Source organism: Amycolatopsis melonis (genome assembly GCF_040064235.1).
In the GTDB taxonomy this organism is placed as follows: Bacteria; Actinomycetota; Actinomycetes; order Mycobacteriales; family Pseudonocardiaceae; genus Amycolatopsis; species Amycolatopsis melonis.
Genome location: NZ_JBDZYD010000016.1, coordinates 206,568 through 230,867, shown reverse-complemented (window position 1 = coordinate 230,867; position 24,300 = coordinate 206,568). Strand labels below are relative to the sequence as shown.

Sequence of the window (24,300 nt, the reverse complement as noted above, 5' to 3'; positions counted from 1 at the left end):
GCCTGTCTGCTGGGACCCTGTCGCGGTCACGCCCTGGCGCGTGGACCTCGCGGTCTTTCTGCTCGTGCCATAGGCTTTCCGGGAACGACGTCACGAACGCTTTGGTGGCGCTGTAGACGCCCAGCCCCGGCTTTGGGGGCGAACCCCAGTGTCGACGAGACGTTCACCAAGGCGGCTCCCGGCCTGGCCCGGGCCAGGAAGGTGTGGGCCGGCGTCACCACCGCGCGGCAGTTGAGGTCGAGCACGGCGCTTCGGCCAGCCGGTCGGTGACCGCCCGCAGGCCGTCCGCGGTGGCCAGGTCCGCCGCCAGGTGGTCGTGGCCCGGCCCGAGCGCGCGCACGACGTCCTTGAGCCGGTCTTCGCGGCGGCCCGCCGCCGTCACCGAGTATCCCGCCGCGGCCAGTGCCGTGGCGAACGCGCGCCCGATCCCGGTGCCGGCGCCGGTGACCAGTGCCTTCACTGCTTCGGCTTCGTTTCCGGGGCGAACGCGAACGAGACGCGCTCCAGCAGCGGCTTGCGCTGGGTGTTCTGGAACGCGGCCACGAGCCAGCGGCCGCCGTCGCGGACCAGCGTGTACGTCTGCACCTTCGACAGCTTCTTCGGTGCTGCGCCGGTGTAGGTGTCGCCGCGGCTGGTCACGACCGCGACGTCCGCGCCGAGGAAGCGCACGTCCAGGACTTCGTGCGCGAGCTTGGTGCCCTTGAGGAACTTCCCGAACAGGACGCGGTGGCTGCCGGCGATGTCGTCGCGCCCGGAGTACTTCGTGCCGACGAAGGTGACGTACGTGGCGTCTTCGGTGAAGTGCGCGCCGTAGGCGTCGGCGTCGCCGCGGCCCCAGGCGTCGGCGAGCAAGTCGAGCACGGCGGTGACGGTCGTCCGGTCGGTGGTCTGCATGGTCGTCTCCTATACTTAGCTTCCCGTGTGCAGTATCTGCACACATGCAGATATTAGGCAGGAGGACGACGAGATGGCAAGTCCCGACGAGCGGCGGGTGGTCTTCCGGCGGTACCTGGACGCGGTGGGCCTGCACGGCCTGGCCGGTGCGGAAGCCGCCGGGCTGCACGCGACCGAGTGGTACGCGCTCAGCCTGCTCGACCTGGAAGGCCCGCTGACCTCGGGCGAGCTGTCGGCCCGCACCGGGCTGACGACCGGCGCGACGACCCGGCTGATCGACCGGCTCGAACGCGCGGGTTACGTGCGCCGCGCCGCCGACCCGGCCGACCGGCGCAAGGTGCTCGTCGAGCCGGTGCCGGACGCGCTCGCCGGCGTCGAGGACATCGTCGGCCCGGCGCGCGGCCGCATCGCCGAGGTGCTCGGCGCGTATTCACCCGAACAGCAGGAGCTGCTGTTCGACTACTTCGCGCGCGCGGCGCCGGCCTACCGGCAGGCGTCGGAAGAAATTCGCACGGCCGTTGTCGAACGGCGCCGGAGCCGTTCGTAGCCAGGGTGAGACCCGAGGAGAGCACGATGACCGCGACCTACACGTTCGACGTCTTTTCCAGCCTCGACGGCTTCGGCGCCCACGATGGCGACTGGGGCGGCTACTGGGGCAAGCAGGGCCCGGAGTTCCTCGACCGCCGTCGCCGCCAGTACGACGAGGAGCAGCGGATGGTCTTCGGGGCCACCGGTTTCCGGGAGAACGCCGCGATCCTGGGCGGGAGCACCCGGGGACTGGACCCCTGGATCGCGCGGATGCGCGAGCTGCCGGCCTTCGTCGTGTCCAACACGCTGCGGGAGCCGCTCGGCTGGCCGGACGCGACGATCCTGCCGGGGGACGCCGCCGAGGTCGTCGCCCGGCTCAAGGAGGAGTCCGACGTGCCGCTGCGTTCGCACGGGAGCCTCGCGCTGAACCGGGCGCTGCTGGCCGCCGGCCTGGTCGACCGGGTCCAGGTGACGATCTTCCCCGTGCTCACCGGCCGGACCGGGGTGGCGCCGATCTTCCAGGGAGTGCCCGACTTCGACCTCGAACTGCTGGAGAGCCGGACGCTCGACGGCCACACCCAGGAACTCACCTACCGGCCGGTGCCGCACCGCTGAGTACGGCCTGGATCTCCAGCGTGAGCGCGATCCGGTCGCCGATCACGACGCCGCCGCCCTCCAGCGGCAGGTCGATGCTGATGCCGAACGCCTTGCGGCTGAGTTCGCCGGTGGCGGTGAACGCCGCGCGCGTGTCGCCGAAGCGGCCGCGGCCGAAGCCGTTGAGTTCCAGGCTCAGCGGCACCTCGGCCGTGACGCCGTGGCAGGTGAGGTCGCCACGCAGGAGGAAGCCGGGTTCCAGGGACGTCGAGCGATACGTCATCACCGGGTACTTCGCGGTTTCGAAGAAGTCGTGGGAGCGCAGATCGTCGTCGCGTTGCGGGTTGTTCGTGTCGATCGACGTCATGTCGATCTCGGCCGTGACCCGGGATTCGAGAGGGTTCTCGGCGGTGGTCAGCTGCCCGGAGAACCGGCTGAACCGGCCCCGGACCCTGGTCAGCATGAGGTGGCGGACGGTGAAGGAGACCTCGGAGTGGCCGGGGTCGATGGTCCACGTGCCGGCTACGTAGCCGGGAATGTCGGATGCCTGTGTCATGATCCCCACGCTTCCGCAGGACCGCGGAAAGGGGGAGAGGAGCGGTTATCGTGGGTCCGGCACCACCACCTTCGGCCGTCCGCCGCCAGGAGCTGGCGGACTTCCTGCGCACGCGCCGCGCCGCCGTCCGCCCGGCCGACATCGGGCTGGCCGACGACGGGCGCCGCCGCCGGACGCCGGGGCTGCGGCGCGAGGAGGTCGCGCAGCACGCCGGAGTCGGCGTCTCCTGGTACACGTGGCTGGAGCAGGGCCGGGACGTCACGCCGTCGCCGCAGGTGGTCGACGCGCTCGCCAGGGCGCTGCGGCTGACGCCTGCCGAGCACGCGCACCTGTTCCAGCTCGCCGGGCTCTCCCGGCCTGCCGGGGACTTCCCGCGGGCCGCGCCCGCCGAGCTGGCCGAGATCGTCGGCGGGCTGCTCCCGCACCCGGCGTACCTGCTCGGCCCGCGGCTGGACGTCCTCGCTCACAACGCGGCGGCGGCCCTGGTGCTGCACGACCTGGTGGCGGCGCCGCGTCCCAACCTGCTGTGGTGGCTGTTCGCCACGGACTGGTCCGGAGTGGACGGCTGGGCCGAGACGGCGCGGGCGAACCTCGCGGACTTCCGTGCGGAGTACGCCCGGCGGCCCGGCGAACAGTCCTTTGTGGACTTGGTGGCGGCGTTGTCCGCGGAGAGCGCGACGTTCCGGGAGTGGTGGGCGGCCCACGACGTCCGGGCGATGGAACCGGCGCGCAAGACGATCCGGCACGCGAGGCTGGGCGCGCTGGTGGTGCACCAGCTGCAGAGCGTCCCGGCGGGGCATCCGGAGCTGCGGTTGCGGATCCTGGTGCCCGCCGACGACGCGACCCGTGCGGCGCTGGCGTTACCTCCCACGTAATCGACTTCGTTCCGGGCGGGCGTCAGGATTCCTTTCAGGACAGCGAAAGGACCGCCATGAACGCCTACGGACTCGCCCACCTGCGCCCGCCCGCCGTGCTGCCCGAGGAGGTTTTCCGGTACCTGGAACGGATCCAGGCGACGCTCGACCCGTATGGCGGCAAGTTCGTCGTGCACGGCGCGCCAGTGGAGGTGATGGAAGGGGAGTGGCCGGGGGCGCTCGTGATCATCGAGTTCCCCAGCCTCGCCGCGGCGCGCGAATGGTACGGCTCGCCCGCGTACCAGGAGATCCTGCGGCTGCGCGCGGACCACATCCCGGGCGACCTGGTGCTGGTCGAGGGCTGCGGCCCGGACCACGACTCGGCGGCGATGGCGGCGCAACTGCGGGCAGCCGCCGCGCCGCGGCGAAAAGGGGCTGACACCGCCGCGGCCGCGTCGTAGGTTGCCGCGGGTGGAGGAGATCGTCACGCAGCTGGAAATGACCGCCGCCGATCAGCTCAACCCGGCGCCGGTGGTCGACGGCGTCGCGCTGCGCGCCACCGGTCCGGGACCGCTGATCCGCGACCTGCACGTCCGGATCGGGACGCCGTACCGGTGGCCGAGCGTGACGCGCACGGACGACGAGTGGACGCGCTGGCTCGCCGAACCGGGGCGGCAGTACCGGCTGATCGAATACCGCGGCGAGATCGCCGGCGCCGCGGATTTCGAGCCGCAGCGCGACGGCGACGTCGAAATCACCACTTTCGGGCTGCTGCCGGAGTTCGTCGGCAAGGGACTCGGCGGCTACGCGCTCACCCTCGTCGTCGCCGGCGCGTGGGCGCTGCCCGGCACGCGCCGCGTCTGGCTGCACACCTCGACCCTCGATCACCCGAACGCGCTGCCGAACTACCTCCGGCGCGGCTTCCGCAGCTTCAGCCGTCCAGCCTGACCGCGATCCCGACCGTCCGGTCGGCCGGGCCGCGCAGCTTCGAGAAGAACATCGTGACGCGCCCGATGATCCCGTACTTGCGGGCGATCAGCTTCCGCGCGCGTTCGGTCTCCGCCGCGTCGAGCAGCCGGGCCTGCCCGCTCACCTTCGCGCCGTGGGTCTTCTGCCCGCGCAGGTCGCAGGCCTGCACCTCGACCGTGCCGGTGTTGCGGATGCGCTTGACCTTGCCGGCCTTGCGCTCCGACCACAGCAGCAGCTCGCGGCCGTCGCCCGCCACCCAGACCGGTGTCGGCACCGCCCGGCCGTCGCGGCGGAACGTGGTCAGGACGACATAGCGCTCGGCGGCGAGCCGGTCGGTTTCGGATGCCATGCGCCCACGGTAGTCACGGCGTCCGGCGCCGCAGCGTCGCCGCGCCGAGCACCAGCGCCAGCAGCGCGCAGCACCCCACGACCACCAGGTTCCGCAGGATCACCGCGTCGACGGTCGCGGACGCGGTGACGCGGGTCAGCGCCTCGACCGCGTACGACAGCGGCATCACGTCCGACAGCCACCGCAGCAGCCAGCCCATCTGCTCCCGCGGCACGAACAGCCCGCACAGCAGGATCTGCGGCAGCACGAACACCGGCATGAACTGGATCGCCTGGAACTCGGTGCGGGCGAACGCGCTCACGAACAGCCCGAGCGCCATGCCGAGCAGGGCGTCGAGCACCGCGATCACCAGCAGCATCGCCACCGAGCCCGCCAGGTCGAGGCCGAGCCACCACAGCGAGACGCCCGCGGCCAGCGTCACCTGCACGACGGCGATCGCGCCGAACGCCAGCGCGTAGCCGAAGAGCAGGTCGAGCCGTCCGATGGGGAGCGTCATCAGGCGTTCGAGGGTGGCGGTGGTCCGCTCCCGCAACGTCGTGATCGACGCGATGAGGAACATGATCAGGAACGGGAACACGCCGAGCAGCGCGGGCGCGACGCGGCTGAACATCGCGGCCGAGTCGAACACGTACCGCAGCAGGATCATCAGCAGCGTGGGCACCAGGACCAGCATCACCACGGTGCGCGGGTCGTGGCGCAGCTGCGTGAGGATGCGGCGGGTGGTGGCCAGCGTCAGCGCGGGGTTCACGACGCGGCCCGCACGAGGTGGAGGAAGGCCTGCTCGAGGTCGGCCGTCCCGGTGCGTTCCTGCAGGGCGCGCGGCGCGTCGTCGGCCAGCAGGGTGCCTTCGCGCATAAGGAGCAGCCGGTCGCAGCGTGCCGCTTCGTCCATGACGTGACTGGACACGAGCAGCGTCGCGCCGCCGTCGGCGAGCCGGCGGAACAGGGCCCACAGTTCGTCGCGCAGCACGGGATCGAGCCCGACGGTGGGTTCGTCGAGCACGAGCAGTTCCGGCTCGCCGAGCAGGGCGACGGCGAGGTTCGCGCGGTTGTGCTGCCCGCCGGAGAGCGACCCGACGAGTTTCCCGGCGTGCTCGGCCAGCCCGACCTCGGCGACGACTCTGTCCACATCGGACGCGGGAGCGCGCAGGACCGCGGCGAAGTAGCGGAGTGCTTCGCGGACGGTCAGGTCGGCGTAGATCGCCGGATTCTGCGTGGCGTAGCCGATCCGCCGCCGCAGCGGCGGGCTCCCGGCGGGCAGGCCGAGAACGGTGACGTCGCCGCCCTCGACGATCTGCACGCCGACGACCGCCCGCATCAGCGTGGTCTTGCCGCAGCCGCTCGGGCCGAGCAGCCCGGTGACGGCGCCGCGCGGGATCTCGAAGCTCACGTCCCGCACGACGAGCCGTCCCCCGCGCCGGACCCGGAGGCCGGTGACCGTCAGCGCAGAATTAGTCATGCGTTTAATTCTGCGCCTGATGAGTTCGGGTCGTCAAGGGGTGGCGGACGGCGATGCCGGGGTAGCGGGTGACGAGCCCGGCATCGTCGTATTCGAGGACGCAGGAGGCGGCGGGCGCCTCGGCACGGCGGCCGTCCAGGTGTGGTGGGGTTCCGTTCAGCCGCCAGTGGTCCCGGCCGTCCGCTTCGACGTGGAGTTCCCGGCGCCGGTGATGTGCGAGGACTTCAGGGGCCATTGTGGACTCGCAGTGCGGGAGTGGAACCTGGCGGGGCGTTTCCCTGCCGTGCGGCAAGCGGGTGGCCCGCCCCGGCAGGCAACGGGAAAAATGCCTAGACCTTTCGGCGGCAAAACCCCACACGGCCGGAGGAAGCGTTTCAAAGCTTGAGTCTGAAACGCTTCTCCGACTGGGGTTCCCGCGACCGGAGGGATGTCGATGGCCGTCACTCACGAAGTACCCGTTCACCCGCAAGCCCGGTTCTTCGGCGAGGGGCCCTATCCCGCCCGCCGGGTCGCGATCGCCGTCGTTGCCGTGCTCGCCGGGTTCGCGCTGACCTGCGTCTGGTCCGCTCCCTTCGTCGACTCCGTCATCGGGGACAGCGTCGCCAACGGGCTGCTCGGCCACGACGCCAAGGCCACCCCCATCGGCGGGGTGCTCGCCGGGACCCTGTTCGCCTTCGTCTCCGGGCTCGCCGGCTCCTTCACCGCCTGCAACATCGCCGCCTTCGGGGCCGTTGCGCCGCTGGTCGGCGAGCAGGCCGGGCGCAGGCGGAACGCACTGAAGCCGCTCGGCTGGATCGCCGCCGGGATGCTCGCCGTCTCCGTCGGCTACGGCGTGCTCGTCGCGCTCGCCGGCACGCGGATGCCGCAGTTCTCCACCGCCAAGACCACCGGCCTGTCGCCGCGCAGCGTGCAGTCCATGGTCGCCTTCGGGGTCGTCGGCCTGGTCTTCCTGCTGATGGGCCTGGTCGCCCTCGGCATCCTGCGCAACCCCTTCGCCGCCTTCACCCGCCGCCACCCGGCGGCGCCGCTGGTCCTCATGGGCGCGCTCATCGGCGGGTTCCTCGTCGGACGGCCCTACCCGCTGTTCCGGATCATGTTCCGCAGCGCCGCCGAACAGCACAACGTGCTCTACGGCGCCGCCGCGTTCGCGCTGCAGTCCCTCGGCAACATCGTCGTCATGGCCGTGCTGTTCCTGATCCTGACCTACGCGACCGGCGGCCGCGTCCAGCGCTGGCTCGCCGCGAAACCGGCCCGGATCGCGACCGTGACCGGCGTGGCCCTCCTGGTCGGCGGCACGTTCACGCTGCTCTACTGGGACGTCCGCGTGCTCGGGCGGCTCGGGATCATCTGGTTCCCGATGCTCAGCTGGTAGCCCGGCCGAGCCACCGGTAGTCGGGGGCCGGGTCGAGCTGGATGCCGTCGGCGACGGCGGCCAGTACCGCCTCCGGCTGCCGTCCCGACACCGTCAGCCAGCGGCCCGACGGCAGCCGGACCGCGACCATGGCCTCGTCGCCGTCCTTCGGCGCCAGATAGAACCCCTGGCCGCCGCGGACGGTGACCGGTGCCGCGCCGCCGATGCCGGGGGAGCCCGCGCTCGCCGTGGCCCGGACCGCCGCGACCGACGGGTGGTCCGGGGACGCCGCCGTCAGCTCGGTGCTCGCGTCGCCGGGGCCGGTGCCCCGCACCGCCGCGGACCGCTCGGCCAGCCCGGCTGGCAGCGGGCCGAACCGCAGCTCGCCGCGGACGCCGACCGGCTCGGCCGTCACCGACTCCGCGACGCGCCGGGCCACCGCGCGCGCGTCCGGCACGCCCGTGACCTGCGCGGTCAGCACGTGCCGCTCGTCGGCCAGCCAGGTCAGCAGCGCCGCCGTGCCGGTGTTGCCGGTGACCATCGCGACCCGGCCGCGCACCAGGACCTGGTCCTTGATCGACGCGATCCGCAGCGCCGCCTGCGACCACTCCGGATCGGCCGTCGAATACGCCGACAGCGTGATCTCGGCGGGCCCGGCGAACCACCGCCGGACCTGCGGCGCGATGCCGGGACCGCCTTCGCGGTACTGCTCGGTGAAGCCGTCGGGCAGCCACTCCGGGCTGTAGCCGAGCACCGGGCGGCCCGCGGCCGGCGCCAGGTCGGTCCTGGTGAGCACCTGGGTGCCGGCGACGACCCCGGCGACCAGCGCGACCACCGCGGCCGCGACCAGGGCCAGCCGGGCCGACGGCCGCCGGTTCCGCCCGGCGCGGGCCAGCGCGTCGCGGACCGCCCGGCCGTCCGGGGCGCGGGCGGCGAGGCGGTCCAGGCTCTCCCTGATCAGCGTCTCGGTCTCGTGCTCGGTGCGGGTCATCCGTGGTCTCCGGTGGTGATGGCCGTCGGGTGCGGGGCCTGGCGCAGGGTGGCCAGTGCGCGGGAGATCTGGCTGCGCACGGTGGAGACGCCGCAGCGCAGGACCGCGGCGATCTCGGCGTCGGAGTGGCCCTCGTAGTACCGCAGCACGATCGCGGCGCGCTGCTTGCGCGGCAGCGTGGCCAGCAGGCCGAGCATCGCGTCGCGCTCGTCGTAGGCGGCCGAGGGGTCGGCTTCGGGCGGGCCGAGCGCGTCGAGGACGTCGTGGCTGCTCGGCACCATCCGGCGCACCGCCCGCCGCCGCCACGACAGGTACTCGTTGGTGACCATCCGCCGCACGTACGTCGGCGGGGCGTCGATGGCGTCCCACCGCTGCTGGGCGCGCAGCAGCACGTCCTGGACGATGTCCTGCGCCAGGTGCGGGTCGTTCGTCAGGACGGTGGCGTAGCGCAGCAGCCCGTCCAGCCGCTCCGCCACGAACTCTTCGAAGCCCACACCCGTCCCTTCGCCTGCGCTGTCCTCCCTATGGACGCACGAGGGGCCGGGTTGCTGCACGCGGGTGGGAGATTTTCAGCACTGCGGGGTCACGCCGTCGAAGGACGAGCAGTCGTCCTTGTACCACGGCGAGGCCTGCCACTGGGCGGGCGTGAGGGTGCGGGAGTTGTCGCCGGTGACGAACGTCCACGGCCCGGTGTAGTCGTTGCTGTACCAGTAGTTGTCCTGCTCGCGGGTGATCGCGTCCTGCACGAGGGTGCCCTTGTAGGGCGACCACGACGGGTAGGTGCCGTAGTTCGACAGCACCGCCATCCGCCCGCACAGGCCCGCGCAGCCGGGGCTCGCCGGGTCGAAGCGGAAGGTGTTCGAGTGGATCTCGACCCGCTGGGTCTTCCACCGGCAGTCGGAGAACAGCGGCTCGTCGTCGATGCCCGGCGCCGCGCACAGGTTCCGGTCGGAGACGAGCTTGGTGCACGTCGCGTAGGAGGTGTTCGCCGGGCTGTTGCAGAAGCGGTCGGCGTTCTCCCACAGCGTGATGCCGGACCAGTTGTCCTCGAAGACGTTGCCGTAGACGTCGATGAGGTCGGTGCGGGCGGGCACGCGCGGCTCGCCGCCGGACTCGGACAGGTACACCGACGCGGACGGGAAATTGTCGCCGCGGGACGCGCGCCTGCCGCCCGCCACCAGGTTGTTGCGGCGGATGGTGTTGTGCCGGATGACGGCGTTGTAGCTGATCTCGTAGAAGATCGCTTCGGCGTCGTTGTCCTCGATGAGGTTGTCTTCGATCAGGAAATCGTTGTCGTTGGTGTCGGCCCACACGCCGGCACCGTGGTTGTGGTGGATCCAGTTGCCCCGGACGTCGGCGCCGTTCACCGACCAGAACTTGATTCCGCCGCTGCACCCGCAGCCGGGGCTGCGCGTTTCCCAGTCGTCGACGTTGTTGGCCGCGATTTCGTTGCCCTCGACGACCAGCCCGGTGATCGCGTTGTCGGGCCGGTAGGCGTTCATCCCGTACTGCCCGTTGCCGCGCAGGCAGTTGCCCCGCACTTCCTGCCGGGCGCCGGCCATCAGCGCCGCGCCCCGGTTGTTCTCGATGGTGTTGTTCTCGATCACCCAGTGCTCGCCGGAGTCGTGGTTGACCACGCCCTGGTCCTGCGGGGCGACGAAGTTCCGGATGGTCAGGCCGCGGATGACGACGTTCTTCGCCAGCTGGGTGAAGGCCGCCCGGTTGAGCCCGCGGCCGTCGAGCACGGCACCCGGGGCGCCGAGGTAGACGTCGCCGTCCTTGGGGATGACCTGCCCGAACTGGTCCGCGGCCAGCAGGTGGGTGCCCGGCGGCAGCCAGAACGTGGTCCCGGGCGGCGAGGCCTGCGTCTTGACGCTGAGGTCGCCCTCGACGGCCGGGTCGACGGCCACGGCGCCGGCCGGTGCCGTGACGTTCAGCGCGGGCTGGTGGTCGCAGACCGCACCCGTCGCGGCTGCCGCGGCGGCGGGCGTGGCGGCCGGGAAAACGGGAACGACGAGGGCGGCCCCGAGCAGGACGGCAAGACCGGAATGGAGGCGCGGCATGCCGTGAACCTACGGGAAATCGCGCGCGGATATACCGCCATAAGTGGCGACTTCCGCACGGCCGGGTACGGTTAAAGAATCACCGGACCGGGCGGTGGAAATTCCGGAAAATGGGAATCATCCGTTTTCATGACCCGCACGGGGGATGACGTCGTCCAGGCGGACGAAGGCGAATCCGGTGGTCGGCCGGTCGCCGTCGGCAGGGCGGCGTTCGCCGTCGTGGACCACCAGGAGCCCGTGCGGGAAACGGGGACCGAGGAAGGCCGTGCTGATCGCCGAGCCGTCGGAGTGCTCGACCGAGTCGGTGCCCCGGCCGGCGACGATCCGCAGGTCACGCGGATGTTTGCCGTAGACGACGAACCGGGAGTCGCCCTGGCTGGAGGCGAACAGCGTGCCGTGGGCCAGTGCGAGCCCCTCGGCGTCGGCGGTCAGCCACCGGCCGCCGAAACCGGGGTCGGCGCCGTCCGTGACGCACTCCTGCGTCGCGGCGTCCCAGCGCTGCGGGACACCGTACGAGCGCACGCGGTCGACGAGCCCGGGACGGCCGAAGCCGGACGGCGTCACCGGGATCCGCCAGATCCCGACGTCTTCCTGGGCGGTGTAGAGCACGCGGCCGTCGAAGACCGACCCCTCCAGCTGCGGTCCTTCGCCGGGCTTCTCGCACGGCGCCCAGGTGGTGCCGTCGGGCAGCCGGAACCGCGACGGCAGGTCGACGGTGGCGAGCGGGACGGTGCCGACCGTCCCGCCGGGCTGGTCGACCAGCTTCAGCAGCGCGACGCGCGTTTCGTGGCGCCGGGTCACCGCCACCCACTTGAGCCCGGTACGCGGATCCCGGCCTGCGGCCAGGCCGTACGCGGTCCGCTGTCCGTCCACTTCGGACTCCGACGCGGAGAACACCGGCGGCGCGGCCGGATCGGTGACGTCCCGCAGGACGTGCGCGCCCGCGGCCGAGCCGTCCGGGTCGATCCGGTAGACGCGCACCCGGTCGCGGCCGCGGTCGCTGACGACGGCCAGGTCCCCGACGACGTCGACGTTGTTGAACCGCCCGCCGGGCCCGGCGGGAACCAGCTGCAGCGTCCGCGCGCCCAGGTCGAAGACGGCGAGCCCGCCCTTCTTGAGGGTGCCCAGCACGACGCTGCGCCCGGGATCGTGCGGGTGGACCCAGACGGCGGGATCGTCGGCGTCGGCGTTGGCCGGAGTGGCGGCGGGATCGTCGGCGAAGGCCTGCGTCTGCAGGACGGGCGCCGGATCCCGGGTCGCGGCGGAGGCGGGAACGGCGGACAGCAGGGAAACGGCGGCGACGGCCACCGGGAGAAGTCTGCGCACGGGCGGAAAGTAGCCGGATCGGGTGACCTGGGCGTGAACGTGCCGTGATGAGCAGCCCCCGATTTCCAGCCTACGGGAGGGGACCGACAGTTCCGGGGGTTCCGGGCTCGAGCGCCCGGTGGCGATGGTCGGGCCCCGGTGCCGTCACGGCGCCCAGGCAGCTGGTGCGGGGCCCCGGCACAGTGCCCGGACCGGCCGAGTGGTCGTGCTCGCCGCCGGTCCGCGACAGCCGCGGCAGACCACCCAACGCACCGAACGTCACATTGGGGCTTGGGGGCGCTCAGGCGGGTGGGTCCAGGTAGTACTGGGCCACCGGGGCCAGCAGCGCCACGATCTCCTCGTCGTCGGCCGCCGTCAGTGGGGGGAGCTTGATCACGTAGCGCAGGAGTGCCACCCCGATCATCTGGGCCGCGATGCCGGTCACCCGCACCTTCGGCACGTCCAGCGCCCGCGCCACCTCGGCCAGGACCGTGCGCTCGATGAACTGGCGCATCATCAGCGCCACCTGCTCGTTCGTCGCCGCCGCGCGCAGCATGGCCAGGAACGGGGTGCGGCCCTCCGGGGCCGCCCAGACGCTCAGGAATGCCCGCACCAGGCGTTCACCCAGGCCGGCTCGCGGGCCTGCCAGGATGGCCGGGACCAGGGACGCCGGGTTCACCGGCAGGTTCATCGCCGCCGCGAACAGGTCCTGCTTGCTGCCGAAGAAGTGGTGCAGCAGGGCCGCGTTCACGCCCGCGTCGGCCGCGATCCCGCGGATCGTCGCGCCGTCGTATCCCAGCTCGGCGAACCGGTGCCGGGCCGCGTCGAGGATCTTCTCGCGCGTCTCGGTCTGCCCCGGCCGCCGTCCCGCCCGTGCCATTGGCCGAGCTTAGAACCCCCTTGACTACGCTGGTGGCCATGTCTGTCGCGGTGCGGGTGATCCCCTGTCTCGACGTCGACGCGGGCCGGGTCGTGAAGGGTGTCAACTTCGCCGGCCTCCGCGACGCCGGCGACCCGGTCGAACTGGCCCGGCGTTACGACGCCGAAGGGGCCGACGAGCTGACGTTCCTCGACGTCACGGCCTCCTCCGGCGACCGTGAGACCACCTACGACGTGGTCCGCCGCACCGCCGAGCAGGTCTTCATCCCGCTCACCGTCGGCGGCGGCGTCCGCAGCAACGACGACGTCAACCGGCTGCTGCGCACCGGCGCGGACAAGGTGAGCATCAACACCGCCGCCATCGCGCGGCCGGAGTTCCTCAGCGAGGCGTCCCGGCGGTTCGGCGCCCAGTGCATCGTCCTGTCGGTCGACGCACGCAGAGTCCCCGAGGGCGGCGAGCCCACGCCGTCCGGCTTCGAGGTCACCACCCACGGCGGGCGCCGCGGCACCGGCATCGACGCCGTCGAGTGGGCCGCCCGCGGCGAGGAGCTGGGCGTCGGCGAGATCCTGCTCAACTCCATGGACGCCGACGGCACCAAGAACGGCTTCGACCTGGAACTCATCGAGCTGGTCCGCAAGGCCGTGCGCGTCCCGGTCATCGCCAGCGGGGGAGCGGGCGCGGTCGAGCACTTCCTGCCCGCGGTCCGCACCGGCGCCGACGCGGTGCTCGCCGCCAGCGTGTTCCACTTCGGACAGCTGAAGATCGGCGACGTCAAGGCCGCGCTGCGCGAAGGCGGGGTCGAGGTCCGGTGAGGTCCTGGCAGGCACCCGTCGAGGTGAAGGTGGTCGCCGGCCTGCTGGCCGGGCTGCCCGTGGCGTGGGCGCTGCTCGACCTGATCCCGGTGCTGGGCGCCGGGGCGGGCCTGGCGATCTACCGGATGCCCGCGCTCGCGCTGCTCCTCGGCGGCGTCGTGACGACCGGGCTGGTGCTGAAGCTGGGCAGCGCCCGCATCGGCGGGCTGGTCGTCACCGTGGGGTTCGCGCTGCTGCACGCGTTCCTGCTGCTCGGCGCGGAACTGTGGTGGGTGAAGCTGTTCTCCGGCCTGTCCTTCGCGGGCTACGGCTACGCGTTCGTCCTGTTGAACTCGATGCCGCTGAAGCGGCACCTCCTGGGAGCGCAAGCATGACCCTCGACGCGGCCGTCTCGGCGCGCCTCAAGCGCAACGCCGACGGCCTGATCGCCGCGGTCGTCGTCGAGCACGCCACCTCGGACGTGCTGATGATGGCCTGGATGAACGACGACGCGCTCGCCGCGACGCTGGCCACCCGCCGCGGCACGTACTGGTCGCGCAGCCGGCAGCAGCTGTGGGTCAAGGGCGAGACGTCCGGCCACTACCAGCACGTTCGCGAAGTGCGGATCGACTGCGACGGCGATACAGTCCTGCTGCGCGTCGACCAGACCGGCCCGGCCTGTCACACCGGCACGCACACCTGTTTCGACACCGAGGAGCGCCTGCTCCTGGCCGACGAGAAAGAGCTGGCGTGACAGTCGTCGCCGACGTCCTGGTCGGGCTGGTCGCCCTGATCCACCTGTACATCCTCGTCCTGGAAATGTTCCTGTGGACGAGCGCCCGTGCCCGCGCCGGCTTCGGCACCACACCGGAGTTCGCGGAATCGACGAAGACCCTGGCCGCCAACCAGGGCCTCTACAACGGCTTCCTGGCACTGGCACTGGTGTGGGGCCTGATCGCGGGCCAGTTCCAGCTCCAGCTGTACGGCCTGGTCTGCGTGATCATCGCGGGCCTCTACGGCGCGGCGACGGCGAGCAAGAAGATCCTGTTCGTCCAGGTGGTCCCGGGCGGGCTGGCACTCATCGCGCTGCTGCTGGCGCGCTGACCGGGCGTACCCTCGCCCGATGGGGACGGCGGACTGGCTGCCACCACCGGAACGACCTGTCCCGGCCGGATCGGCCGAGGGAACGGCCATCGCCGCCGGGCAGTTCCGCCGCGCGATGATCGCGGCGGTGGCCCTGATCCCGCTCGCCGCGGCAGGCTCGTTCCTGGGCGGCGTGGTCCTGGTGATCCTGTGCGTGGTGGCCGGTGTGTTCGCGGTGTACGGGGCATTCGCCTGGAGCAGGCGCCTCGACACGATCCGCGCCACCGGCTGGCGCACCGCGACGGTGACGATCGACCCGGTCCGGGCGAACACCGGACGGCCGCCGATCGCGGTGACGTTCGCCGACGGCAGCCGCATCGAACTACTGGCCGCCGAGGGTGGCTTCCGCACGCGGGCGCTGGCCGGCCTGCCGGACCTGCCCGCCCTGGTGGCCGGGCACGGATCGGTGATGGCAGTGCTCGTGCTGCCGAATCCGCCGTGGTGGGACCGCCCGAAACTCCTGGCCGCGCGGGCTGAGACGTACCGGTGGACACCGTAGGATTAAGACCTTAATCTTACGTTCGTGCCCCGCCACGCCGACCCCGTCCAGCGCCGCCGGGAAGTGGCGCAGGCACTGCTCCGGGTCGTCGGGGCCGAGGGACTGGACGCGGCGAGCATCCCGCGCGTGGCGCGCGAGCTGGGCGCGACGGCCGGCCTGGTGCAGACCTACTTCCGCAGCAAGGACGAGCTCCTGCTGTTCGCGTTCGGTCACCTCGGCGAGCTGGTCAACGAACGGGTCGCTGCCGCGCTCGGTGACAGCACCGGCGAGGACATCGGCGAGCGGCTCTTCCGTGGCATGAGCGTGCTGGCCGGCGCGGACGAAAGCGAGCAGGACGGTGAAGGGCGGATCTGGCTCGCCTTCCTTGCCCGCGCGGTGGTTCACCCCGCACTGCGGGAAGCGCATGTCGCCGGGGTGCGCGAGGTCCGCGACCGGTGCCGCCAGGCCTTCGAGCTGGCGCGCTCCCGTGGCCAGGTCGACCGCGATCTCGAGCCGCACACTGCGGCCCTCGAACTGGCCGCGTTCGCCGACGGTGTCGCGCTCCAGCGCGTCCTCGAGCCCGAAGTGGTGACCCGGCACGTCGCCCGCCGCCTGCTGCGTGACCACCTCGCGCGGATCTTCCGAAACCCGGGTACGCCGTGACGGCCGGGTTGATGCTGTCCCTGGCGGGGCTCGCGCTGGTGGACAGCACCAGCATCGGGACCCTGTTCATCCCCGTCTGGCTGCTGCTGACGCCGGGCCGGGTCCGGGCCGGCCGGATTCTGGCCTACCTCGGCACCATCACGGTCTTCTACTTCGGGGCCGGGCTGCTGGTCGTGCTCGGCGCCGGCGCGGTGGGCGGCGCACTCGACAGCCGGGCCGCACTCGTCGTCCAGCTAGCCGCCGGGGTGGGCCTGTTCGCGCTGAGCTTCCGGTTCGATCCCCGGCGCTGCAAGGGAACCGGCCGCCTGTCCCGGTGGCGGGACCGTGCGGCTGCGGATTCGACGTCGATCGCGTGGCTCGTCGGACTGGCCATGCTGGCCGGGCTGGCCGAGATCGCGACGATGCTGCCCTTCCTCGGTGCCATCGGAATGCTGACGACGTCGCACCTCGACGCAGTGACCGTCACGGTGCTGCTCGCCGGCTACTGCGTCGTCATGGTGCTGCCCGCCGGAGTGCTGCTGACCGGACGCATCGCCGCCCGAGCCCGGGTCGAACCCGTCCTCCGCCGGATGAACGCCTGGATCACCGAGAAGGCCGGTGCTGCCACCGGCTGGATCCTGGCCATTGCCGGATTCCTCGTCGCCAGGGATGCCGTCGCGCGGCTGTGGTTCCCGCAGCTGATGGGCTCACCGTAGGTGCCGCGCCTGCCTGCTTGCACGCTCCACGGCCACCGGCGGTTGCCCCGCTGTGCGCATTCCCCGTTTCCACGCTGACCTGCGTGTTTCCGCTCTAAGCTTCTCCAATGGACCTGGGGAAGGCTGTCCGGCGGCTGGGGCGGCGGAGAACGGCCTGGCACTGCGCCGTCGCGCTCGGTGGGGCGGTTTTCCTGCTCTTCGCCGTCGGCACGTCGGTCACGCTGCTCGATCCGGGGTACGTCTTCGACGACGGGGAACTCGCCGCCGACCTCGGCACGCTGGCCGCGGCCGGTGCGCTTGTGGCACTGGCGCTCGCGCGGCTGCGCGTGCTCGCCAGGCGGGCCGAGGCTCTGCTCGCCCAGGCGGACCTGGGGACCTGGCTGCCGCCGCAGGACGACCACGACAGCGGGGCCGGTGCCGAAACCGCGCGGCTGCGGATGCTGAGCCGGCGGGCTGCGGTCGTCGCGCTGTTCTGGAGCGGTGTCTTCGCCGGCTGTGTCGCGGGGATCAACGCCCTCGACGGTGCGGCCGCCCGCCTGCTGGCCACCGGGACGCACACCGCGGGGGTGGTCGAAGCGGTCCACACGCCGCGCAGCGGGCACGGCACGCCGTCGATGCAGGTGCGCTACTACGCCGCCGGCACCACGCTGACCGCGGAGATCTCCCGGGACAGCGACCACGCCTACGAGGTCGGCGAACCGGTCACCGTGGTGTACGACCCGGCCGATCCCGGGCACGTCCGCACCCCCGAAGAAAAGAACGACAACCCCTACCTCATGGGACTGTTCGTCGTGCCGATGCTGCTGTCCTTCGGCGCTGTGCCGATGGCGCTGGTGGCCATCCGGCGCTGGGGACAGCGGTACCAGGCGGTGCGGCACACCGGCTGGCGCTCCGCGACAGTCACCGTGGTGCCCGACTATCCCGTCCGCAAGGGACGGCACACCCCGGACATCCACGTCCGCTTCCGCGACGGCTCGGAGATCGCGCTGCGCGCGTCGATGTCCACCCACGGCGCCACGATCATGAAGGGCCGTCCCGACCGGCCCGCGTGGGTCGGGGGCTGGGGGCGCGACATGGTCGTGCTGTTCCCGGACGCGCCGCTGCACAGGCGGCCCTACGCGGTCCCGGCGTACGCCCGGTCGGCGCGTCAGCCGATGTCGCCGGTGAGGTAGCGCTGCAGGTTCGGGGCCACCGCGCGCACCAGCGTCTCGATGTCCGCGGTCGTCATCGGCTCGAACTTCGCCACGTAGCGGATCATGCCCATGCCCACCAGCTGGGACGCGCAGAGCGTCATGCGCAGCGGGATGCGGTCCGAGCCGATCGAGGTGATCAGGGCCGTGAAGAAGCGCTGGAAGAAGTCGCGCAGCACCCGGCCCGCCTGCTCGTGGCCGGTGATGCTGCGGATGAGCGCCTGGAAGACGTCGCCGCCCGCGCCGTCCCAGCGGGTGAGGAAGGTGCGGACGATCCGCTCGCCCAGCTCGTGCGCCGGGCCGTCGCGCAGGGCCGCCTGCAGCTCCAGCGGGTCGAACGGCAGCTCGAGCACCGCATGGGCGAACAGGCCTTCCTTGCTGCCGAACCAGTGGTTGACCATCGCCGCGTCGACGCCGGCGCGCGTGGCGATCGCGCGCACCGTCGCGCCGTCGTAGCCGTTTTCGGCGAACACGGCCCGAGCGGCCTCCACCAGCGCCGTGCGCGTGTCCTGGCCGGCCGGCCGCCGTCCGCGGCGCCGGGCGGTAGTCTCGGGGTTCTCCGTGGTGCTCACGGCTTCATCATGACGCACACCCGCCTCGAATTCAACATTCATTGAATTGCGGACCCGCCGACGGGGGATCCGGCCGGGACGGCACAATGAGCCCCATGGTCAGCGCTTCCGCCGGTTCCGCCGGCCCCGGCTCGGTCAGCCCGTCCCGCGAAGACTTCCGCGCCCTCGCCGAGAGCCGCCGCGTGATCCCGGTCGTGCGCCGGGTCCTCGCCGACGGCGAAACGCCGATCGGCGTGTACCGCAAGCTCGCCGCCGACCGGCCGGGCACGTTCCTGTTCGAATCCGCGGAAAACGGGGCCTCCTGGACGCGCTGGTCGTTCATCGGCGTCCGCAGCCCGGCCGCGCTCACCGTCCGCGACGGCGAAGCGGTCTGGACCGGCACGCCGCCGGTCGGCCTGCCGACGGACGGCAACCCGCTCGCGGTGCTGCGCGAAACGATCGAAGCGTTGCACACCGAGCCGCTGCCCGGATTGCCGCCGCTGACCGGCGGCATGGTCGGCTACATCGGCTACGACGCCGTGCGCTGGCTGGAAAAGCTGCCGGAGCTGGCCGAGCGCGACCTCGACATCCCCGAGCTCACCATGCTCCTGGCCACCGACCTGGCCGCCTTCGACCACCACGAGGGCACGGTCACGCTCATCGCGAACGCCGTCAACTGGGACGACTCGCCCGAGCGCGTGGACGCGGCCTACGACGACGCCGTCGCCCGGCTGAGCGCCATGACCGAGCAGCTGCAGGTGCCCGCGCCCGCCACCGTCGCCGCGTTCGACCGGCCCGCGCCGGAGTTCACCCGCAAGCGGTCCAAGGCGGACTTCCACGCCGCGGTCGAGAAGGCCGTCGAGGCGATCAAGGCCGGCGAAGCGTTCCAGATCGTGCCGTCGCAACGGTTCGAGATCCCGACCGCCGCCGACGCGCTCGACATCTACCGCGTGCTGCGCACGTCCAACCCCAGCCCGTACATGTACCTGCTGCGGCTGGAGGGCTTCGACATCGTCGGCTCCAGCCCCGAATCGCTGGTCACCGTGCGGGACGGCCGCGCGACCACGCACCCGATCGCGGGCACCCGCTGGCGCGGCGCCGACCCGGAGGAGGACGCGCAGCTGGCCAAGGACCTGCTGGCCGACGAGAAGGAGCGCGCCGAGCACCTGATGCTCGTCGACCTCGGCCGCAACGACCTCGGCAAGGTCTGCAAGCCGGGCACCGTGCGCGTCGTCGACTTCTTCCAGATCGAGCGCTACAGCCACGTCATGCACATCGTGTCCACCGTCACCGGCGAGCTGGCCGAGGGCAAGACGGCGTTCGACGCGGTCACCGCCTGCTTCCCGGCCGGGACGCTGTCGGGCGCGCCGAAGGTCCGCGCGATGGAGCTGATCGAAGAACTCGAACCGGTTCGCCGCGCGCTGTACGGCGGGGTCGTCGGCTACCTCGACTTCGCCGGCGACGCCGACACCGCGATCGCGATCCGCACGGCACTGGTGAAGGACGGCATCGCGCACGTCCAGGCCGGGGGCGGGGTGGTCGCCGACTCGGTGCCGGACTACGAGGACACCGAATCGCTGAACAAGGCCAGGACCGTGCTCTCGGCCGTGGCCGCCGCGCAGACGATGGCCGCGGCGGGGCCCCTCGACCCAGCCGCGGATTCCGCTCATGTCTGAACCACCGTCGCGCCGTCCACTGTGGATGATCGTGGCCGCGCTCCTGCTGGGCGCGCTCGCGCTGTGGGGTGCGTCACGGCTGACGTGGTTCGCGGAGTTCCGCGACGGCGGCGTGCGCGGCACGGTGCTGTACCGCGAAACCGGCGAACAGCGGGTGACGGCGCTGGTGCCGCTGGCCCTGCTCGCACTGGCCGGCGTGGCCGGGGTGGTGGCCACCGGCGGCTGGGCGCGGCGCGTCCTCGGCGTGGTGCTCGCGCTGGCGGGCGCCGCCGCGGTCTGGGCGGGCGTCGCCGGGATCCGGTTCGGCGGGTACGCCGACGGGCTGCCGGTGCTCCAGATGCTGCTGGGCCGCGGGCTGGCCGTGCTCGGCGGGCTTCTCGTCGCCGCCGGCGGGCTGGCCGCCGTCAAGGGTGCCGGCCGGGCCGCGCGGCTGGGCGCCAAGTACGCGGCCCCGGCCACGCGGAAGAAGGTGCGCGATCCCGACGCCGAGCTGTGGGAGGCGCTGTCCGACGGGGAGGATCCCACGGACGTGAAGGGCAGGCATTCGGAGTAACGCGCACACCCGGGACCGGGCGCCCCGGATGCGGGGGTTAGCATCGTTTCGGCGGGAAGGGGAAGGTTTTTGTGAGCGACCTTGCGAGTGAATCCGTGAGCACGTCCCCGGGCAGGGGCGTCCGGTGAGCGTGCTCGAAGACATCGTCGCCGGCGTGCGGGAAGACCTCGCCGCGCGGGAGTCCGCGCTGCCGTTCGACGAGCTGAAGATCCGCGCGGCCGCCGCCCCGGCGCCGCGCGACGTGATGGCCGCCCTGCGCGAGTCCGGCATCGGCGTCATCGCCGAGGTGAAGCGGCGCAGCCCGTCCAAGGGCGCGCTGGCCGACATCCCCGACCCCGCCGCGCTGGCGAAGGACTACGAAGACGGCGGCGCGCGGGTGATCAGCGTGCTGACCGAGCAGCGCCGCTTCGGCGGGTCGCTGGCCGACCTGGACGCGGTCCGCGCGGCCGTGGACATCCCGGTGCTGCGCAAGGACTTCATCGTCAGCCCCTACCAGGTGCACGAGGCCCGCCTGCACGGCGCCGACATGGTGCTGCTGATCGTCGCGGCGCTGGAGCAGAACGCGCTCGTCGCGCTGCTCGACCGCGTCGAGTCGCTCGGCATGACCGCGCTGGTGGAGATCCACAACGCCGAGGAGGCCGACCGGGCCCTCGAGGCGGGCGCCAAGGTCATCGGCGTCAACGCGCGCAACCTGCACACCCTCGAGGTGGACCGCGACGTCTTCTCGCGGCTGGCCCCCGGCCTGCCGATGGACGTCTACAAGGTCGCCGAGTCCGGGGTCCGCGGGCCGGGCGACCTGATGTCCTACGCCGGGCACGGCGCCGACGCGGTGCTGGTCGGCGAGGGGCTCGTCGCCTCCGGCGACCCGAAGGGCGCCCTGGTCAAGCTGGTCACGGCCGGTTCGCACCCCGCCTGCCCGAGGCCGTCGCGGTGACCGAAGAACACGGCAAGCACGACCCGGACGAGCGCGGCTACTACGGCCCGTACGGCGGGCGGTTCATGCCGGAGGCGCTGATCGGCGTCGTCGACGAGGTCGCCACCGAGTACGACAAGGCCCGGCACGACCCGGAGTTCCTGAACGAGTTCAACCGCCTGCTGCGCGAGTACGCGGGCCGTCCGTCGCTGCTCACCGAGGCCAAGCGCTTCGGCGAGCACGCTGGCGGCGCGCGGGTGTTCCTCAAGCGCGAGGACCTCAACCACACCGGCTCGCACAAGATCAACAACGTGCTGGGCCAGGCGCTGCTCACCAAGCGGATGGGCAAGAAGCGGGTCATCGCCGAGACCGGCGCGGGCCAGCACGGCGTCGCGACGGCCACCGCGTGCGCGCTGCTCGACCTCGACTGCGTCGTCTACATGGGCGAGGTCGACACCGAGCGGCAGGCGCTGAACGTGGCCCGCATGCGGCTGCTCGGCGCCGAGGTGATCCCGGTGAAGACCGGGTCGCGGACGCTGAAGGACGCGATCAACGAGGCGCTGCGCGACTGGGTCACCAACTCCGGCACCACGCACTACCTGTTCGGCACGGCGGCCGGCCCGGCGCCGTTCCCGGCGATGGTGCGCAACTTCCACCACGTCATCGGCACCGAGGCCCGCGAGCAGATCCTCGAGCAGGCCGGGCGCCTGCCCGACGTCGTCGCGGCGTGCGTCGGCGGCGGGTCGAACGCGATCGGCATCTTCTCCGGCTTCTACGACGACCCGTCCGTGCGGCTGGTCGGGCTGGAGCCGGGCGGCGAGGGCATCGAGGGCAACCGCCACGGCGCGACGCTGACGAAGGGGTCCCCGGGCAACCTGCACGGCGCGATGACGTACCTGCTGCAGGACGAGGACGGCCAGACGGTCGAGTCGCACTCGATCTCGGCAGGCCTGGACTACCCCGGCGTCGGCCCGGAGCACGCGTGGCTCAAGGACACCGGCCGCGCCGAGTACCGGCCGATCACCGACGCCCAGGCGATGGACGCGTTCCGGCTGCTGTCCCGCACCGAGGGCATCATCCCGGCGATCGAGTCGGCCCACGCCCTGGCCGGCGCGCTGGACCTGGGCCGCGAGCTGGGTCCGGACGGGTTGATCGTGGTCAACCTGTCGGGCCGCGGCGACAAGGACATGGACACGGCGGCGAAGTGGTTCGGGCTGGTGAACGAATGAGCGGGCTGGACGATCTCTTCGCGGCGACGCGCGCGGAGGGCCGCGGAGCCCTGATCGGCTACCTCCCGGCGGGCTTCCCGACGGTTTCCGGGTCCAAGGACCTGATCGCGGCGTGCGTGGACGGCGGCGCGGACTTGATCGAGGTCGGCGTCCCGTATTCGGACCCGGTGATGGACGGCCCGACCATCCAGGCCGCCTCGGTGACGGCGCTGGACAACGGCTTCCGCCTCAAGCACCTGTTCGAGGTGGTGGAGTCGGTGTCCGCACGCGGCGGCCGCGCGGTGGTGATGACGTACTGGAACCCGGTCAACCGCTACGGCGTCGACCGGTTCGCCCGCGACCTCGCGTCGGCGGGCGGGCTCGGCATGATCACCCCGGACCTCATCCCGGACGAGGCTTCGGCGTGGATGGCCGCGTCGGACGAGCACGGCCTGGACCGGATCTTCCTGGTGGCACCGTCGTCGTCGGAGGAGCGGATCGCCCGCACGGTGTCGGCGGCCTCGGGCTTCGTGTACGCCACGGCGGTGATGGGCGTGACGGGCGCGCGCGACCAGGTCGGAGCGGGAGCGGAGGAGCTGGTCCGCCGCACCCGGGCACACACGACCCTGCCGATCGGAGTGGGCCTCGGGGTCCGTTCGGGCGACCAGGCAGCCCAGGTGGCATCGTTCGCGGACGCGGTGATCGTGGGCTCGGCCCTGGTCACGGCGGCAGCCGAAGGCCCCGGGGGAGTCCGGGCGTTGTCGGAGGAACTGGCCGCCGGCGTGCGGCGCGCTGTCACCCCGGCCTGAGCTTTCCGAGTTCCGTGAATGGCCCATTGAGGGACTTAGAGTCCGTCAATGGGCCATTCACGGCTTTCCGGAGCTTGTCGCGCCGAGGTGACACCCTCACCTGATCCAGAACTGTCGGTGGTGGTCCGCATACTCCTCGTGTGATGATCTACGGCGAGGGGACCGAGCGGGCATGGCACACTGGAACAGACCTGCGGCGACGCGCTGGAGCGGAGGTGAAGCGCCATGGCGGCACCGACTGAGCCCGGAACGGAGTTCAGCATCCCGCTCCGGCCGGAAGGCTGGACGGTCGACGAGGTTCTTGCTTTACCCGAAGCCCAGACTTCACTGCAGCGGATCGAACTCGTGGACGGGGCTCTGCTCGTGAGCCCGTGGCCGAGACTGGAACACCAGCGCCTGGTTCGCGTCCTCACCGTGCAGCTCAGCACGGGAGCGGAGCCCGATTTCGAAGTGTTCCCTGGCGCGAACCTGGTGCTGGGCAACCGTGGTGACCGCCTGGTCATCCCCGATCTGGTGGTGACCGACGAGCCGGGGCTGAACGGTGTCAGCGTCACCGAGAGGCAAGTTGTGCTCGTGGCGGAAATCGTTTCCCCCTCAAGCAAGGTACAGGATCGGGTCCTCAAGCGAGCCCTCTACGCCGAGGCACTCATCCCGTACTACCTCCTGGTCGAGTCCGTGGAACCGGTCGCGGTGACCCTCTTCGAACTCCAAGGCGAGGACTACGTCCCCATCGCCAAGACCGAGAACGGCGAACTCCGCTTCACCCGCCCCTTCGAGGCCACCCTCCGCCTCTGAAGGCCTTTGTACGAAAGCTGTACGCCCCCGCGGCAGAGTCCGC

The 24,300-nt window shown here is 71.9% G+C and carries 33 protein-coding genes; 20 read left to right on the top strand and 13 right to left on the bottom strand.

What is annotated here, in order from left to right:
• Positions 1-214 precede the first annotated feature (214 nt).
• Both ABJI51_RS37275 and ABJI51_RS37270 read right to left on the bottom strand, forming a co-directional pair.
• Positions 215-460 (bottom strand): SDR family NAD(P)-dependent oxidoreductase, encoded by a 246-nt coding sequence (locus ABJI51_RS37275; RefSeq protein ID WP_348955838.1) that lies wholly within the window; start codon positions 458-460, stop codon positions 215-217.
• On the bottom strand, positions 457-894 hold the full coding sequence (locus ABJI51_RS37270; RefSeq protein ID WP_348955837.1) for an SgcJ/EcaC family oxidoreductase: 438 nt from the start codon (positions 892-894) through the stop codon (positions 457-459). Before ABJI51_RS37270 ends, ABJI51_RS37275 begins: the two co-directional genes overlap by 4 nt.
• Positions 895-967: 73 nt before the next feature.
• On the opposite strand from ABJI51_RS37270, the gene ABJI51_RS37265 reads away from it, so the two are divergent.
• Together ABJI51_RS37265 and ABJI51_RS37260 are read left to right on the top strand one after the other, a co-directional pair.
• Entirely contained in the window at positions 968-1,441 is a 474-nt protein-coding gene (locus ABJI51_RS37265; protein WP_348955836.1) for a MarR family winged helix-turn-helix transcriptional regulator, read from the top strand.
• Between the two features lie 26 nt (positions 1,442-1,467).
• Positions 1,468-2,037, top strand: a complete 570-nt coding sequence (locus ABJI51_RS37260) for a dihydrofolate reductase family protein (RefSeq protein WP_348955835.1) — start codon at positions 1,468-1,470, stop codon at positions 2,035-2,037.
• On the opposite strand, the gene ABJI51_RS37255 is transcribed toward ABJI51_RS37260, so the two are convergent.
• The gene (locus tag ABJI51_RS37255; RefSeq protein ID WP_348955834.1) at positions 2,009-2,572 is read right to left on the bottom strand and encodes a YceI family protein; all 564 of its coding nucleotides are present in this window, start codon (positions 2,570-2,572) and stop codon (positions 2,009-2,011) included. The two genes, ABJI51_RS37260 and ABJI51_RS37255, sit on opposite strands and share 29 nt — an antisense overlap.
• 50 nt (positions 2,573-2,622) lie before the next feature.
• Between ABJI51_RS37255 and ABJI51_RS37250 the strand changes: the two genes are divergently transcribed.
• The 3 genes from ABJI51_RS37250 to ABJI51_RS37240 are packed head-to-tail and all read left to right on the top strand — an operon-like array spanning position 2,623 to position 4,374.
• Positions 2,623-3,447: a helix-turn-helix transcriptional regulator gene (locus tag ABJI51_RS37250; RefSeq protein ID WP_348955833.1), complete on the top strand. Its 825-nt coding sequence runs from the start codon at positions 2,623-2,625 to the stop codon at positions 3,445-3,447.
• A gap of 56 nt (positions 3,448-3,503) precedes the next feature.
• Positions 3,504-3,887 (top strand): DUF1330 domain-containing protein, encoded by a 384-nt coding sequence (locus ABJI51_RS37245; protein ID WP_348955832.1) that lies wholly within the window; start codon positions 3,504-3,506, stop codon positions 3,885-3,887.
• Between the two features lie 10 nt (positions 3,888-3,897).
• A complete protein-coding gene (locus ABJI51_RS37240; protein ID WP_348955831.1) occupies positions 3,898-4,374 on the top strand; it encodes a GNAT family N-acetyltransferase in 477 nt (158 codons plus the stop codon).
• On the opposite strand, the gene ABJI51_RS37235 is transcribed toward ABJI51_RS37240, so the two are convergent.
• The 4 genes from ABJI51_RS37235 to ABJI51_RS37220 are packed head-to-tail and all read right to left on the bottom strand — an operon-like array spanning position 4,358 to position 6,437.
• A complete protein-coding gene (locus ABJI51_RS37235) occupies positions 4,358-4,744 on the bottom strand; it encodes a PPOX class F420-dependent oxidoreductase (protein WP_348955830.1) in 387 nt (128 codons plus the stop codon). The two genes, ABJI51_RS37240 and ABJI51_RS37235, sit on opposite strands and share 17 nt — an antisense overlap.
• A 13-nt stretch (positions 4,745-4,757) precedes the next feature.
• On the bottom strand, positions 4,758-5,492 hold the full coding sequence (locus ABJI51_RS37230) for an ABC transporter permease (protein ID WP_348955829.1): 735 nt from the start codon (positions 5,490-5,492) through the stop codon (positions 4,758-4,760).
• Positions 5,489-6,202, bottom strand: a complete 714-nt coding sequence (locus tag ABJI51_RS37225) for an ABC transporter ATP-binding protein (protein WP_348955828.1) — start codon at positions 6,200-6,202, stop codon at positions 5,489-5,491. Before ABJI51_RS37225 ends, ABJI51_RS37230 begins: the two co-directional genes overlap by 4 nt.
• A gap of 4 nt (positions 6,203-6,206) precedes the next feature.
• Positions 6,207-6,437 carry a hypothetical protein gene (locus ABJI51_RS37220; protein ID WP_348955827.1) on the bottom strand — a complete coding sequence of 77 codons (231 nt, stop codon included), beginning with the start codon at positions 6,435-6,437 and terminating at the stop codon, positions 6,207-6,209.
• 198 nt (positions 6,438-6,635) lie between these two features.
• Here ABJI51_RS37220 and ABJI51_RS37215 point away from each other — a divergent pair, with 198 nt between their 5' ends.
• Positions 6,636-7,574: a hypothetical protein gene (locus tag ABJI51_RS37215; protein ID WP_348955826.1), complete on the top strand. Its 939-nt coding sequence runs from the start codon at positions 6,636-6,638 to the stop codon at positions 7,572-7,574.
• On the opposite strand, the gene ABJI51_RS37210 is transcribed toward ABJI51_RS37215, so the two are convergent.
• The 5 genes from ABJI51_RS37210 to ABJI51_RS37190 all read right to left on the bottom strand — a co-directional run bounded on the left by ABJI51_RS37210 (position 7,564) and on the right by ABJI51_RS37190 (position 12,792).
• Positions 7,564-8,544, bottom strand: coding sequence for a hypothetical protein (locus ABJI51_RS37210; protein WP_348955825.1), 981 nt, complete (start codon positions 8,542-8,544; stop codon positions 7,564-7,566). The two genes, ABJI51_RS37215 and ABJI51_RS37210, sit on opposite strands and share 11 nt — an antisense overlap.
• Positions 8,541-9,038 (bottom strand): SigE family RNA polymerase sigma factor, encoded by a 498-nt coding sequence (locus tag ABJI51_RS37205; protein ID WP_348955824.1) that lies wholly within the window; start codon positions 9,036-9,038, stop codon positions 8,541-8,543. The genes ABJI51_RS37210 and ABJI51_RS37205 overlap by 4 nt, the downstream gene beginning before the upstream one ends.
• A 75-nt stretch (positions 9,039-9,113) precedes the next feature.
• A complete protein-coding gene (locus tag ABJI51_RS37200; protein WP_348955823.1) occupies positions 9,114-10,607 on the bottom strand; it encodes a right-handed parallel beta-helix repeat-containing protein in 1,494 nt (497 codons plus the stop codon).
• A 117-nt stretch (positions 10,608-10,724) separates the two neighbouring features.
• Complete coding sequence (locus tag ABJI51_RS37195) at positions 10,725-11,915, bottom strand: phytase (RefSeq protein WP_348955895.1); 1,191 nt, start codon at positions 11,913-11,915, stop codon at positions 10,725-10,727.
• A gap of 298 nt (positions 11,916-12,213) precedes the next feature.
• The gene (locus ABJI51_RS37190) at positions 12,214-12,792 is read right to left on the bottom strand and encodes a TetR/AcrR family transcriptional regulator (protein WP_348955822.1); all 579 of its coding nucleotides are present in this window, start codon (positions 12,790-12,792) and stop codon (positions 12,214-12,216) included.
• Between the two features lie 38 nt (positions 12,793-12,830).
• Between ABJI51_RS37190 and hisF the strand changes: the two genes are divergently transcribed.
• The 8 genes from hisF to ABJI51_RS37150 all read left to right on the top strand — a co-directional run bounded on the left by hisF (position 12,831) and on the right by ABJI51_RS37150 (position 17,734).
• Complete coding sequence (hisF, locus tag ABJI51_RS37185; protein WP_348955821.1) at positions 12,831-13,604, top strand: imidazole glycerol phosphate synthase subunit HisF; 774 nt, start codon at positions 12,831-12,833, stop codon at positions 13,602-13,604.
• Complete coding sequence (locus ABJI51_RS37180; protein WP_348955820.1) at positions 13,601-13,978, top strand: hypothetical protein; 378 nt, start codon at positions 13,601-13,603, stop codon at positions 13,976-13,978. Before hisF ends, ABJI51_RS37180 begins: the two co-directional genes overlap by 4 nt.
• The gene (gene hisI, locus ABJI51_RS37175) at positions 13,975-14,337 is read left to right on the top strand and encodes a phosphoribosyl-AMP cyclohydrolase (RefSeq protein ID WP_348955819.1); all 363 of its coding nucleotides are present in this window, start codon (positions 13,975-13,977) and stop codon (positions 14,335-14,337) included. The genes ABJI51_RS37180 and hisI overlap by 4 nt, the downstream gene beginning before the upstream one ends.
• Complete coding sequence (locus ABJI51_RS37170; RefSeq protein ID WP_348955818.1) at positions 14,334-14,687, top strand: DUF1304 domain-containing protein; 354 nt, start codon at positions 14,334-14,336, stop codon at positions 14,685-14,687. The genes hisI and ABJI51_RS37170 overlap by 4 nt, the downstream gene beginning before the upstream one ends.
• 19 nt (positions 14,688-14,706) lie before the next feature.
• Positions 14,707-15,225 (top strand): hypothetical protein, encoded by a 519-nt coding sequence (locus ABJI51_RS37165; protein WP_348955817.1) that lies wholly within the window; start codon positions 14,707-14,709, stop codon positions 15,223-15,225.
• Positions 15,226-15,249: 24 nt separating this feature from the next.
• Positions 15,250-15,867: a TetR/AcrR family transcriptional regulator gene (locus tag ABJI51_RS37160; protein WP_348955816.1), complete on the top strand. Its 618-nt coding sequence runs from the start codon at positions 15,250-15,252 to the stop codon at positions 15,865-15,867.
• Positions 15,864-16,562, top strand: a complete 699-nt coding sequence (locus tag ABJI51_RS37155) for a GAP family protein (RefSeq protein WP_348955815.1) — start codon at positions 15,864-15,866, stop codon at positions 16,560-16,562. Before ABJI51_RS37160 ends, ABJI51_RS37155 begins: the two co-directional genes overlap by 4 nt.
• Positions 16,563-16,669: 107 nt before the next feature.
• Complete coding sequence (locus tag ABJI51_RS37150) at positions 16,670-17,734, top strand: DUF3592 domain-containing protein (RefSeq protein ID WP_348955814.1); 1,065 nt, start codon at positions 16,670-16,672, stop codon at positions 17,732-17,734.
• Here ABJI51_RS37150 and ABJI51_RS37145 read toward each other — a convergent pair.
• Positions 17,710-18,324 (bottom strand): TetR/AcrR family transcriptional regulator, encoded by a 615-nt coding sequence (locus ABJI51_RS37145; protein ID WP_348955813.1) that lies wholly within the window; start codon positions 18,322-18,324, stop codon positions 17,710-17,712. The two genes, ABJI51_RS37150 and ABJI51_RS37145, sit on opposite strands and share 25 nt — an antisense overlap.
• Positions 18,325-18,419: 95 nt before the next feature.
• Between ABJI51_RS37145 and ABJI51_RS37140 the strand changes: the two genes are divergently transcribed.
• The 6 genes from ABJI51_RS37140 (at position 18,420) to ABJI51_RS37115 (ending at position 24,257) form a co-directional block, all read left to right on the top strand.
• Positions 18,420-19,979 carry an anthranilate synthase component I gene (locus ABJI51_RS37140; RefSeq protein ID WP_348955812.1) on the top strand — a complete coding sequence of 520 codons (1,560 nt, stop codon included), beginning with the start codon at positions 18,420-18,422 and terminating at the stop codon, positions 19,977-19,979.
• Between the two features lie 25 nt (positions 19,980-20,004).
• Entirely contained in the window at positions 20,005-20,532 is a 528-nt protein-coding gene (locus ABJI51_RS37135; protein ID WP_348955894.1) for a Trp biosynthesis-associated membrane protein, read from the top strand.
• A 124-nt stretch (positions 20,533-20,656) separates the two neighbouring features.
• Complete coding sequence (gene trpC / locus ABJI51_RS37130; protein ID WP_348955810.1) at positions 20,657-21,466, top strand: indole-3-glycerol phosphate synthase TrpC; 810 nt, start codon at positions 20,657-20,659, stop codon at positions 21,464-21,466.
• Complete coding sequence (gene trpB, locus ABJI51_RS37125; RefSeq protein ID WP_348955809.1) at positions 21,463-22,674, top strand: tryptophan synthase subunit beta; 1,212 nt, start codon at positions 21,463-21,465, stop codon at positions 22,672-22,674. Before trpC ends, trpB begins: the two co-directional genes overlap by 4 nt.
• Positions 22,671-23,462, top strand: coding sequence for a tryptophan synthase subunit alpha (gene trpA, locus ABJI51_RS37120; protein ID WP_348955807.1), 792 nt, complete (start codon positions 22,671-22,673; stop codon positions 23,460-23,462). Before trpB ends, trpA begins: the two co-directional genes overlap by 4 nt.
• 225 nt (positions 23,463-23,687) lie before the next feature.
• Positions 23,688-24,257 carry a Uma2 family endonuclease gene (locus tag ABJI51_RS37115; RefSeq protein ID WP_348955806.1) on the top strand — a complete coding sequence of 190 codons (570 nt, stop codon included), beginning with the start codon at positions 23,688-23,690 and terminating at the stop codon, positions 24,255-24,257.
• Positions 24,258-24,300: the final 43 nt, after the last annotated feature.